At 40.6% G+C, this 13,321-nt stretch carries 10 protein-coding genes; 8 read left to right on the forward strand and 2 right to left on the reverse strand.

The annotated features are described in order from the left end of the window. Positions 1-55: 55 nt before the first annotated feature. The gene (gene hisC / locus V6R21_RS20810; RefSeq protein WP_334245483.1) at positions 56-1,117 is read left to right on the forward strand and encodes a histidinol-phosphate transaminase; all 1,062 of its coding nucleotides are present in this window, start codon (positions 56-58) and stop codon (positions 1,115-1,117) included. A gap of 96 nt (positions 1,118-1,213) precedes the next feature. Continuing rightward, positions 1,214-2,419, forward strand: coding sequence for a glycoside hydrolase family 3 N-terminal domain-containing protein (locus V6R21_RS20815; protein ID WP_334245484.1), 1,206 nt, complete (start codon positions 1,214-1,216; stop codon positions 2,417-2,419). Between the two features lie 91 nt (positions 2,420-2,510). On the opposite strand, the gene floA is transcribed toward V6R21_RS20815, so the two are convergent. Then, complete coding sequence (gene floA, locus V6R21_RS20820) at positions 2,511-3,521, reverse strand: flotillin-like protein FloA (protein WP_334245485.1); 1,011 nt, start codon at positions 3,519-3,521, stop codon at positions 2,511-2,513. Between the two features lie 439 nt (positions 3,522-3,960). Between floA and V6R21_RS20825 the strand changes: the two genes are divergently transcribed. From V6R21_RS20825 to V6R21_RS20850, 6 genes are all read left to right on the forward strand, one after another. Beyond that, positions 3,961-5,442 carry a peptide MFS transporter gene (locus V6R21_RS20825; RefSeq protein WP_334245486.1) on the forward strand — a complete coding sequence of 494 codons (1,482 nt, stop codon included), beginning with the start codon at positions 3,961-3,963 and terminating at the stop codon, positions 5,440-5,442. Positions 5,443-5,760: 318 nt separating this feature from the next. Continuing rightward, positions 5,761-7,137 (forward strand): peptide MFS transporter, encoded by a 1,377-nt coding sequence (locus tag V6R21_RS20830; protein WP_334245487.1) that lies wholly within the window; start codon positions 5,761-5,763, stop codon positions 7,135-7,137. Positions 7,138-7,313: 176 nt separating this feature from the next. Then, the gene (locus V6R21_RS20835; protein WP_334245488.1) at positions 7,314-8,045 is read left to right on the forward strand and encodes a 5-oxoprolinase subunit PxpA; all 732 of its coding nucleotides are present in this window, start codon (positions 7,314-7,316) and stop codon (positions 8,043-8,045) included. Further along, positions 8,042-8,737 carry a 5-oxoprolinase subunit PxpB gene (gene pxpB, locus V6R21_RS20840; RefSeq protein ID WP_334245489.1) on the forward strand — a complete coding sequence of 232 codons (696 nt, stop codon included), beginning with the start codon at positions 8,042-8,044 and terminating at the stop codon, positions 8,735-8,737. The genes V6R21_RS20835 and pxpB overlap by 4 nt, the downstream gene beginning before the upstream one ends. A 71-nt stretch (positions 8,738-8,808) precedes the next feature. Continuing rightward, the gene (locus V6R21_RS20845) at positions 8,809-9,741 is read left to right on the forward strand and encodes a 5-oxoprolinase subunit C family protein (RefSeq protein ID WP_334245490.1); all 933 of its coding nucleotides are present in this window, start codon (positions 8,809-8,811) and stop codon (positions 9,739-9,741) included. A 203-nt stretch (positions 9,742-9,944) separates the two neighbouring features. After that, the gene (locus V6R21_RS20850) at positions 9,945-12,320 is read left to right on the forward strand and encodes an amylo-alpha-1,6-glucosidase (protein ID WP_334245491.1); all 2,376 of its coding nucleotides are present in this window, start codon (positions 9,945-9,947) and stop codon (positions 12,318-12,320) included. Positions 12,321-12,404: 84 nt separating this feature from the next. Here the strand turns inward: V6R21_RS20850 and hemF are convergent, their stop codons facing one another. Then, a complete protein-coding gene (gene hemF / locus V6R21_RS20855) occupies positions 12,405-13,310 on the reverse strand; it encodes an oxygen-dependent coproporphyrinogen oxidase (protein ID WP_334245492.1) in 906 nt (301 codons plus the stop codon). Positions 13,311-13,321: the final 11 nt, after the last annotated feature.

Raw genomic sequence — 13,321 nt, forward strand, 5'->3', positions numbered from 1 at the left:
TAGAGCAATTAAGTTCAAAATATATTTTTTGCAATAAAAAGAGACATGAATACCTATGTTTGAAATAAAAAAAATACTTAGACCTCATATAGCAAACCTTACTCCATACTCTTCTGCCAGAGATGAGTACACTGGAACTGAAGGTATATTTTTGGACGCCAATGAGAATCCAATTGGATCCGTTGCTGGTGGTAACTTTAACCGTTATCCTGATCCTTACCAACAGGAAGTTAAACAAGCTTTGAGCAATATCAAAGGTGTCGCTCCCTCTCAGATTTTCTTGGGTAACGGTAGTGACGAAGCCATTGACCTGCTTTATCGTGCTTTCTGCATTCCTCTAAAGGACAATGTTATTATTATGCCTCCCACTTATGGAATGTACGCTGTAAGTGCTGAGATTAATACGACCGAAATCAGAAAGGTACCTTTGACTTCAGACTACCAACTTCAACCTGAAAAAATTCTTGAGGCAACAGACAGCAATACCAAAATTATTTTTGTCTGCTCTCCAAATAACCCAACAGGAAACTCCCTGCACCAAGCTGACATTGAGTTTTTGCTGAAGAATTTTGATGGACTTGTAGTAGTGGATGAAGCCTACATCGACTTCTCATCTGAAACAAGCTGGACAAATAGGTTAGCCGATTTCCAGAACCTGATTATCCTTCAAACATTTTCAAAAGCATGGGGTCTTGCAGGTTTAAGACTCGGTATGGCTTTTGCCTCTGAAGAAATCATTCAGGTGCTTAACAAGATAAAGCCTCCATACAACATCAACCAACTGACTCAGGAACATGCGCTCAAAGCTTTGGCCAATGTCAGTGAAAAGGAGGAAATGGTTAAGGAGCTTTTAGCAGAAAGAAAAAGGGTATCCGAAAAACTGTCTGCACTAGGTTCCGTAAAGCATATTTACCCTTCTGATGCCAACTTTATTCTGGTTAAGATTGATGAAGCAAACGCTGTATATGATGCTTTGATTAAAGATAAAATCATTGTCAGAAACCGCTCATCCGTAACACTTTGTGACAGTTGTCTAAGAATTACAATAGGTACAACTGCTGAAAATGATACATTTCTTGATGCATTGGTCAAAATATGTAACAAAACAATGGCATAAATAAAGTTGCTGGCTGGTCTTCAGCCAGCAGACTTTTCTTTTCTATATCAGCTGGGTTATTTATCAGTATTCACTCAAATCAAGATTAGACGCTATATGCGATTAATTCACACTATCATTACTTCACTGGCTTGTATTTGCACACTTACAAGCCACACAATTGCACAGACCTCTCCTGCATGGAGCCTAAGAGACTTTTACAGTCAAAACCAACAACTTGATAAAGAAGTCGAAACTGTTTTTGCCAACCTATCAGACTGGCAACGTGCCGGACAAATGATCATTAGTGTCGGAGGCAAAAGTGGCTACCCAAAATCAAAGTTGGACAATCTTTTAGCACAAAACGGACTGGGAGGTATCCTACTTTTGAGTGGAGAAAAAAATGAGCTAACCAACCTAGCCAAATCTTTTGATCAGCAAAGTGTTCGAAATGGTGGACTTCCACTACTCTTTAGTGCAGATGCAGAACCAAGCCTGATCAACAGAAAAATCAGTGGCCTGCCTAGCTTCCCCAAGACCAATACCCTTACTTCAGCCACACAATCAGTAAAGACAGCCGTAGCAATCAGTAATGAGCTAAACAAGATTGGTATTCAACAGAACTTTGCGCCAATCTGTGATTTCAGCAAAAATGAAGATATCATTGGCAATAGGAGTTTTGGCAACAATGCCAATTCCGTTGCACCACTTGCTGTTGCTTTTGCACACGCCACTCAGGAAAACAATATCATTGCAACGGCTAAACACTTTCCCGGACATGGAAATGTAAAAGGAGACAGCCACAAAAAACTTGTCTACATTGATGGGGAAATGCCTGAATTACCTGTTTTCGCCTATATGATCAAGGAGGAAGTCACTTCAATCATGGTAGGACATATTGCGGTACAAAACAACCCTGACTTTGATACAGATGGTATGCCATCCAGTTGCTCCAGATTGATTGTTACAGATCTACTAAAACAGCAAATGCAGTTTAAGGGGCTTGTCGTAACTGATGCCATGACGATGGGAGCATTAAAACAAATCCCAAATGCTGCACTGAAAGCTGTAGAAGCAGGAATTGATATGGTATTAATGCCCGCAAGTGAAGCTCAACTGCATCAGGATATTCTCCAAAAGATGGAAACCAATGCGGCATTCAAGGCTCAAGTATATGAGTCTGTCAAAAAAGTTATCAGAATGAAAATATGCTTGGGTATTGTCAAACCTGCACTTTACAAAAAGGTTGACACTGAACTGAAGATAGTACCTATCGGAAAACCTACTCTCCCTGCACCTATAAAATTAGCTTACAGCAAGTAACCTTATCAAAAGGTTTGCTCTAAAAGAAAAAGCACTTTGGAAATCGGTTCCAAAGTGCTTTTTTATGATATACAGAAACGTTCATTTACTACTATCTGTCCTCTTCCTCTTCCTCATCAGAGCGCTTGTGTACTACCTCATCACGGCTAGCGTCAGCAATCGCATCACGCATTGTAGTATCAGACTGCATATTACGCATCTTATAATAATCCATGATACCAAGGTTTCCACTTCTGAATGCTTCTGCCATCGCCAAAGGTACTTCGGCTTCAGCTTCAATTACTTTAGCACGTGCTGACTGGGCTTTAGCCTTCATCTCTTGCTCGATTGCTACCGCCATCGCTCTACGTTCCTCTGCTTTAGCCTCTGCAATTTTCAGGTCCGCATTCGCTTGATCAATTTGCAGTTTTGCACCAATATTGCTTCCTACATCAATGTCTGCAATGTCAATAGAAAGAATCTCAAATGCAGTACCTGCATCCAACCCTTTCTCCAATACAAGACGCGAGATCATATCAGGGTTTTCAAGAACTGCCTTATGTGAGCGAGAAGAACCAATAGAAGTTACAATACCTTCTCCTACCCTTGCCAGAATAGTTTCTTCACCTGCACCACCCACCAACTGTGCAATATTCGCACGTACGGTTACTCTTGCTCTAGCTACCAACTGGATACCATCTTGCGCTACCGCAGCTACATTTGGCGTATTGATCACTTGAGGGTTTACTGAGATCTGAACCGCTTCAAATACATCACGACCTGCAAGGTCAATAGCGGCTGCCTGCTTGAATTCAAGATCAATATTGGCTTTGTCTGCCGAAATCAATGCTTTAATCACAGACGGTACATGTCCACCAGCAAGGTAGTGAGTCTCCAACTCAGAAGTAGTCACCCTCAGACCTGCTTTTGTAGCAGTGATCATAGAGTCAACTATTACTCTTGGCGGTACTTTACGAATTCGCATAAATACCAGCTGTGCCAAGCTGATTCTCACATTTGAAAACTGAGCCGTAATCCAAAGGTTGACAGGCACAAAGTAAATAAATATGAAAAAACCTACGATGACTACGGCCATCAGGATTAAAAGCATTGGTAAGTTCATACTACAACAAAAAATTTAGTTATATCAATTTGACTATTTGACTTGTACCAAATATAACTCTTCGTCCATCGGAATTGAAATATTTTAAGAACTATTTCTGATCCATGACAATTATCATATCACAAAAATCCAAACTCATAACATTCAATACTAATTGAGAATCAGGTTATAAGTGTAAATAAATCCATTATAGGAATATTACCATTCACATAACACAATATTTCACTTTTACTTTTCTGAGCGATTTTATCTAATTATTAAGCTTGTTTTTAGCATATTTGCGAAGGGATAAAGCAGGGAAAACCACTATATCTCACGCTAAAATGAGATATTTCATCCCCTAATTTGCTTCACCCCACAACATTAACCACTCCACAAACTGGACAAGTTTATTGAAACACATTTACATTACCGGTCTTTTTAAATAAAATTCTTTCACATGAGCAACGTATCAACTTTTGAAAAGAAAATACCTTCCGGAGAGCTTTTTGGTCACCCAAGGGGGCTTTTTACACTCTTCTTTACGGAGATGTGGGAGCGCTTTGCCTACTACGGTATGCGAGCACTTTTGGTGCTTTATCTTGTAAGCGCAGTAGGACTAGATAGAGCTGGGGCTCTGGAAATCTATGCTATCTTTACAGGTTTGGTTTACTTGACTCCATTGGCAGGTGGTGCCATCGCCGATAAAATACTAGGACAACGCAAAGCCATTATTGTTGGTGGCTTATTGATGGCATTAGGTCTATTTGCCATAGCTTCTGGTGAAGCTTTACTGAATGTTGGTCTGGGCTTACTAATTGTTGGTAATGGATTTTTCAAACCCAATATTTCCACAATTGTAGGTGCGCTTTACGAACAAAATGACCCAAGAAAAGATGGTGGTTTTACCATTTTCTATATGGGTATTAACCTAGGTGCCTTATTCTCTCCATTGGTTTGTGGTACACTTGGTGAAAAAATCTCATGGGGATGGGGATTTGGTGCTGCCGGTATTGGTATGGTGGCAGGTCTGATTATCTTCCTATTCAACAGCAAGTCACTTGGTAACCTTGGCTTCCCTCCTAGCTCTGGCGACAGACAGTTCAGTTTGACAACCAAAGACTGGTCACATATCCTGATCTGGGCTGCTGCTACAGCTGCAGTTACTTATGGCGTAATTATATTGTGGTCATCTCTAGGCGAAGAAGTAACAGGCTATATTAAGATGATTGGTGCTGTACTTGGTGTTATTGCCCTTGTCTTTATTATTGCCAACAATACAAAAGGTGGCGATGAGTGGAGCCGTGTTGGTGTAATATTTATTCTGGCATTCTTCAACATCTTCTTCTGGGCAGGTTTTGAGCAAGCTGGAGGTACCTTTAACCTTTTCGCAGATGGCAGAACAGATAGAGTAATCGGATTCCTTAACTGGGAAATTCCTACAACTTACTTCCAATCCATCAATCCTGTATTTATTCTGGCATTGGCTCCTGCTTTTGATATGCTTTGGCAAAATCTGGCAAAAACCAAGTTCAATCCTTCTACACCTGTTAAGTTCGCTTTTGGTTTAATTCTGCTTGGGGTTGGTTTCTTTGTCATGAACATTGCTGATTCAAGAGCTGTAGATGGCAACTTGGTAAGTCCACTGTGGCTAGTAACTGTTTATCTGTTCCATACCATGGGCGAGCTTTGCTTATCACCAATCGGGCTGTCAATGATTACCAAACTGTCCCCTACTAAGATTACAGCAGTAATGATGGGACTTTGGTTTGGTTCAATTGCCTTGGCTCAATACATGGCAGGTATTCTAGAGTCTCTACTTCACAATTACTTACCTGACACACCATTGTTCCTGTTCCTGACTATGACATCTGTTACAGGTGGTGTACTCTTATTATTGATATCTCCATTACTAAGCAAAATGATGAGAGGTATTCACTAATACCTAATTTTTGCTTGTATAATATAAAAGCGGAAAAGGGCGATGTCCTTTTCCGCTTTCTTTTTTATAACTCTACCCTCGATTTAACTCCAAAAATAACCGAAAGTCAGGCATGTATTTTAGGTGGATTATTCTGGATATCATCTATAAGAAAATATGATTTAAAAACCTTATTTAAGATTAAAAATTTTCAAAAAAGTTCATAAAAATTTCCTTTAATTAATCATTATCGAAATATTTACATTTTGTGTTCAAATTATATTATTACCAATCTGACTGATCATATTAAACAATACAGGATAATTCAAACCTTATAACATGGAGACGAAAGGAACATTTTCACACCCGAAAGGGCTTTACATTCTGTTTTTCACAGAAATGTGGGAGAGATTCAGTTACTATGGCATGCGTGCACTACTTGTACTATTTGTAGTTGCAAATGTTGCTGATGGTGGCTTAGGCTGGGAAAAAGCAGATGCTTTGGCACTTTATGGTAACTATACAATGATGGTTTACCTGATGTCCATCCCTGGTGGTATTCTTGCAGATAAACTTCTTGGACAGAAAAAAGCTGTTATGCTCGGTGGACTATTGCTTGTGGCAGGACACGGTATCATGGCTATCCCACAAGAGTGGGCATTCTTTACAGCACTGGCATTGATCGTACTTGGTGTTGGCTGTCTAAAACCAAACATTTCCACTATGGTAGGTGGTCTTTACAAAGAAGGCGACCCAAACAGAGATAAAGGTTTTACAATTTTCTACATCGGTATCAACCTTGGTGCTGCACTTTCATCACTGATAGTACCTGTAGTAGCTGCTGAATACGGGTGGCACTATGGATTTGGTCTTGCTGGTATCGGTATGCTTTTGGGTCAGGTTGTTTACATGCTAGGTCAGAAGCACCTTGTAGGTATTGGTGATTATATCAACTCTTCAACATCTGTTGACAAAGAGGTTGCTAACCGTCCGCTAACTAAGATTGAACAAGACAGAGTTGTTGTACTGTTGCTTTCATTCCTAATTGTAATTGTTTTCTGGGGAGCTTTTGAGCAAGCTGGTGGTCTGATGAACCTATATGCACAGAGCAAGACGGATCGTTACCTTCCAATGTTTGACTATACAATCCCTGCGGGTGTATTCCAGTCTGTAAATGCGATCTTCATTATCCTATTCGGCTCTGCTGTGGCAGGCTTCTGGGCATGGAGACTGAAAGCTGGTAAAGAAACTTCTACATTGCTGAAAATGGCAATTGGTACAATGATCATGGGTGCAGGCTTCCTGTTTATGACTGCTGCTGCTGCTGAAGTACAAGTTGATGCTTCAGGTAACATTATTGGTTCTAGCATGATTTGGCTAGTTCTAGCTTACCTGTTCCATACAATTGGTGAACTTTGTGTATCACCTACAGCGCTTTCATTCATTACAAAACTGGCTCCAGTAAAATATGCATCAATTATGATGGGTGTTTACTTTGCAGCAACAGGTTTAGGTAACAAACTGGCTGGTGTTATTGGTGAGCACGCTGTAAGCGGTGCCGGTGAGGAGCAAGTATTTACAGGTATCGCCATATTTGCAATTGCATTTGGCTTGATCCTACTCTTTTTCTTCAAGAAGCTGAAGGCTCTAACGCACGGTGCTGAAGACAAAGAAAGAGATGCACTCAAAGCGCCTAAAGCAGCTGAAGCTGTCTAAGCTTATATATTTTAAGGCAAAGAAATCCCCCTTATCGATCTGTTTTCGACAAGGGGGATTTCTTTTTTCATATCCTACATTAAGCTGATAACCCTCCTCATTTGTTTTATCATTAGGAGCAACGATATTTTGCTAAATTGTATGGAAATGATTCATTCTACAACTTTTTGAAATACATGGATATTAACTGTGATTTGGGAGAGAGTTTTGGTCAATACACCATTGGCAATGACAGTGAAGTCATACGCTATATTGATTCTTGTAATATAGCTTGTGGCTTTCATGCAGGTGACCCCATGATTATGAGAAAAACGATAGACCTCGCCCTGCAACATGATGTCAAAATTGGGGCACACCCTGGCTATCCTGACCTTGCAGGCTTTGGGCGTAGGCATATGGAGCTTGACCATGAAGAAATCAACAGTATCTTGCTCTATCAGATCGGAGCCTTAAAAGCGATGACAGAAGCTCTTGGTGGACAATTGCACCATGTAAAGCCACATGGCGCACTCTACAATGCTGCAGCAAAAGACTTTGAACTTGCCAAACAAATTGCTATCTCGATTAGAAGTGCAGGAAGTAACCTTATTTTCGTGGGACAAGCATCCTCCCAAATGGAAAAAGCTGCCAAAGACGTTGGCATCCCGTTTTTCAGAGAAGCCTTTGCTGACAGGCGTTACCTTACCAATGGACTATTAGTACCTCGCTCTCAGGAAGGTGCTGTCATTCACGACACGTCTCAAGCCATGAAACAAGTATTACAGATTGCCAACCAACAAACCGTCACGAGCATTGAAGGGACTGAAATCCCATTATCAGCAGATACAGTTTGTGTACATGGAGACAATGCAAATACTTTGGCATTTGTAATCCAATTAAGGGAAAAGTTAAACCAATCAACTGTATGAAATTCCACTATACTTGCATGCCGATTGGAGATGCTGCTTTACTAATCAGTTTTGGAGACCAAATTTCTGAAGAAATCAACCAACAGGTAATTTGCTTTTGCAACACATTTGAGAAGCTTTTACCTATTGATGGTATCATCGAGCTGATTCCTTCATACAATTCGGTTACCATCATCTATAACCCCATGTACGTCAGTTATGATTCGGCATTGGATTACCTCCCTACGGAATGCTTGGATGAAAACACCTCCTCCTCTTCAAACACAATTGAAATACCTGTTTGCTATGATTACCGATTTGGAATGGACTTACAGGAAGTGGCTTCCCTTAACCGTCTTTCTGTTGAAGAGGTGATCCAAATACATACTTCAGGTACTTATAAAGTATATATGCTGGGTTTTATGCCTGGCTTTATGTATTTGGGAGGTTTAAATGAAAAGATAACCTGTCCAAGAAAACAACAACCAAGGCAGAAAGTGTATCAGGGATCAGTCGGGATTGCAGGAAACCAAACAGGTATTTACCCGATGGAAAGCCCTGCCGGCTGGCAGATAATTGGAAGAACACCTATTGCTATTTTTTCTCCTTTCTCCAATCCTCACACTTTAGCCAAACAGGGTGATTTGATTAAATTCAAAAGCATTACTGTTGAAGAATTTGAGGAGATACAAACTGCCACGATGATCAAATAAGATACTCACATTCATAAGTAATAAGGTGCATTTCCAACCTTTAACTTAGTCAACAGACTTTTTTATAGCATATGATTGAAGTAATCAAACCTGGACTTTATACCACAATACAAGACAGTGGTAGACTCGGTTACCAAAAACTAGGCGTTCCTGCTTCAGGCGTGATGGACACCTATGCCTACAGACTTGTTAGATGGCTTGTACAAGCCCCTCCAAACGCTCCGGTACTTGAAATCACACTCACAGGTCCAACATTACATTTTCATGCGCCCACAACCATTGCTCTTACTGGGGCAGACATTTCCCCAAGACTGAATAACCATCCTATTAGCATGTACACATCGATACCAGTGGCAGCTGGAGATATACTTTCTTTTGGCAAGTTGGTAAAAGGATACAGAACCTACCTAGCTATTTCAGATAAATTGGAGATTCCTGAAGTGATGGATAGCTGTTCCACATATGCTTATGGCAAGTTTGGAGGGCTCAATGGTCGTCCACTTGAAAAAGGCGACACTATTGCTTTCCAAGCAAATGCACCCATTGAGCAGAGAGTTGTTCCAATTGAGTTAATTCCCCATTACGCCCAAATATTTACAGCCCGTATCATAACAGGTCCAGAACATCACCAATTGACTTCAGAAACCACTCAAAAGTTTTACAGCAATGAATATAAAGTCAGTACAGAAAGTAATAGAATGGGCTATAGGCTAGAAGGCGCTACGCTGACACACCTTCATCAGGCTGATATTATTTCTTCGGGTATAGTGAGTGGGACAATACAGGTTCCTGGAAATGGCAACCCAATCATTACCATGGCAGACAGTCAAACTACAGGTGGATATGCACGCCTTGGCACCATTTGCCAAGTGGATTTACCATTTGTAGCACAGCTTAAACCCGGTGATGCCATTCGCTTCAAGAAAATCTCCGTTCCTATGGCGCAAGCACTGATTAGTGTACAAGAATTGAAGCTTCAGACGTATAAGGTATTTCCCTGTTAGCACTACAGCTTTTTCCTAAGATAATCCAATTCAAATTCCGATTTACTCACTTCACCTCAGTATTCCTGAAAGCTGACATACATCACAGATAAATTCTATTTTTATACCATAACTTTACCTTAACCAAAATAGACTGTTAGCAAGACTGACACCCTATCTTGGGTCTTGAAAATCACTTTGATCAAATTATCTATTGAACCAATATGAAAAGAGGTATTTATCTGTTTATGACGCTTTGGTTGTTCAGCCTTGTGGGTTGTGATCAAAAATCAGAACAGCAAACTGAAAGTAAGCAAACAACAAACAGCGAAGTTTTATCAGAACTGGGTATACAGGTACCCACAGACCAAAACAGGGAATTTTCTTATACAGATAAAAAATCCGGTTACTATTACGCCCGCACCCATCATCAGGATAATAAGGAAACTGATGGTAGAGCTACATTTTATGGTTGGAATATCGCTACTCAACAACTTTTCAAAGACTACGAATTAAAGATAGATGGGGCTCCAGTTGACCGTCAAAATGCCAATGTTACAATATACCCACATCAGGCAGTCAGAGAATACAAAAATGCCACTGAGACTTTCCGTATGTTTGATATGAAGCCTGTCCTCTTTATTAAACTGGACAATATTCAAGGAGAACACATCAGTCTCAAACTGTTTGGTCAGCAAATCAAATTCAAAGAACAAGATAAAGGATACGCCCTGTATGAACTGGGCAAAGCTGTTGGTAAAACCGTAGCAGTATCTACCCTAAAAGCTTCCAATATTAAGGTACTGGAAGATGGCACCATACAAGACAAAGCAGACCAATCAAACGGCTTTATCATTGCTTTTGGTGACACTAAAGAAAATGCCGAAAAGCTGATTGAAGCAACAAGAAACAATGCTGACAAGTGGTTTGATGAAAGGGTTGCCCGTATGGAGAAACTGATTACGGACAATACCTATCTCCAAAGCAGCAGTGATTCTTTGGATAAGGCTGTCAAATGGATCAGTCTAACCATGGATCAGCTGATTACAAAACAAATGGGAACAGGTATTTATGCTGGCTTACCTTGGTTCAATGACTACTGGGGTAGAGATTTGTTTATCGCAGTTCCTGGTGCAACACTTGTTACTGGACAGTTTAATGTGGCAAGAGAAATATTACTCTCTTTTGCCAAATTCCAAAATAAGGATGAAGGGTCTAAATACTATGGCAGAGTTCCGAACCGTGCAAGACCTGATGACATCATTTACAATACAACAGACGGGACACCTCGCTTTGTGATTGAATTACTGGATTACATTAAATACTCAGGAGACACCACCCTCATTGAAGAACTATACCCTGCTGTAAAAAGATCTATTGAAGGTCCAATTCACTATTGGGTAGACCAAAAAGGCTACCTCACACATGAGGATGCTGATACTTGGATGGATGCCAAGATTGACAATAAAATTCCTTGGTCACCAAGAGGAAATCGTGCCAATGACATTCAAGCCCTATGGTATGACCAATTGAGAGCTGGAGCATATTTCGCTAAAGTGATGGGGGAAAAAGAAGACCAAAAGGAATGGACGGCATTGGCAGACAAGCTCCAGAAAAACTTTGAAAAAGACTTCTTTGACAAGCAGCATCACTATATGGCTGACAGAATCAACAAGGATAATAAAAAAGATTTCAGTATCCGCCCTAACCAGCTTTTTGCCCTGAAACTCGTAAAACGTGATGAAACCAAGATGGAAATCACAAAGACAGCTTGGGAGAATCTGGTATTCCCTTGGGGAGTAGCCTCGCTTGATCAAAAACATGAAGATTTTCACCCTTACCATGAAAACCCTGAGTTTTATCACAAAGATGCAGCCTACCACAACGGTACAATATGGCAATGGAACAATGGTATTGCCATGCAACGCATGATCGAACTGGGACAACAGGATATGGCATTTGAGTTATTCAAAAACATGAACAGGGATGCCCTTACCCGAGATGGCGTTGGAAGTATTGCCGAAAACGCTGATGCCCTGCCTAGGGAAGGAAAAATACTGCCCAAACTCACAGGTACATTCCTGCAAGCATGGTCCAACTCTGAGCACCTGAGAGTCTGGTACCAATACTTTCTTGGCATTAGACCCAATGCCATTGAAAACAAAATCACCTTGGCTCCACGAGTTCCAACAGAGCTTACTCAATTAAAATATCAGGTAAAAGTTTTTGATGGTACTCTGAAAGGGGAAGTATTGAAGGAAGAAGCAAAAACCACATATTTCTATCATTTCAATGGCATTACGCCTACCATTAAGCTTGAAATGCTTAATTACGCCCCAACAGAAGTAATACTGAAAGAAGGGCAAGCATTGAAAGTTACCACCAATGGAGATGGTTTTATGAATATTGAAACAATCAATGAAGATAACTCTACAGACCAATTGACAAAAGTTGGCCCTGATAAAAAAGAGTTGTCGCGTCAGCAAAATATCAATGAGTTCTTCAAGGATATAAAATTTGCTGAGCCATTACCGTTGAACCCTCAATCCAAAGCACTGTCAGGTAAGGGAGTACTTCGAAAGGAAAGAATGGAAAAGTAGGTAAGCATATAAAAACAGAAGACCTTCAGGAATCCCAATGTCCCTGAAGGTCTTTTGCTTTTTAACCCACAATAAGTGGATTGACTAGTCTATATTCACCCAGTCAATGCCTTTTTTCAACAGACTAAGAGTTTCAGCTTCCCTGCTTCCTGGCTGTGGTGTATGTGCATATTCCCAAGATGCCAATGGAGGTAAACTCATCAGAATAGATTCTGTTCTTCCGTTGGTATCCAAACCAAACTTAGTACCTCTATCCCATACAAGGTTAAATTCGACATACCTTCCTCTTCGAAGACGTTGCCACTCCTTTTCGTCCTCCGTAACAGGCATCTCATGATATTTCTTCATAAAATGGGTATAGATACGCGCAAAAGCATCTCCCACATCCTGAACAAATGCCCATAACTGTTCCTTATTCAATGATTCCTGTTTATCCGAAATCCTGTCAAAGAAAATTCCGCCTACGCCTCTTGTTTCTTCCCTGTGACGAATGTAGAAGTAATCGTCAGCCCACTTTTTGAAGCGTGGATAGAATGAAGCATCGTGTTTATCACATACAGCTTTTAGCTGTTCATGAAACCATTTAGCGTCTTCCTTAATCACAAAGTGAGGGGTAAGGTCAATACCTCCACCAAACCAATAAGTTCCATTGTCCATTTCAAAGTAACGGACATTCATATGGATAATCGGCACATGTGGATTATTGGGATGCATAACAATCGAGACACCTGTAGCCAAAAACTCATTTCCTTCTACCTCCAGTGCTTTTACCAGATTTGCAGGAGCCTCTCCCCACACAGCAGAAAAGTTTACACCACCTTTTTCGATGATATTTCCATCCTTGAAAATTCTGGTACGACCACCGCCGCCGCCAGGTCTTTCCCAATGATCTTCCTGAAACTTTCCTTTTCCGTCAGCGTCTTCCAGTGATTGGCAAATCCTATCCTGCAAGCCTCTGAGCCAGTTCTCTATTGTATGTCTGTCAGTCATTTGAATATTAT

The sequence above is a fragment of the Limibacter armeniacum genome (assembly GCF_036880985.1).
GTDB lineage: Bacteria > Bacteroidota > Bacteroidia > Cytophagales > Flammeovirgaceae > Limibacter > Limibacter armeniacum.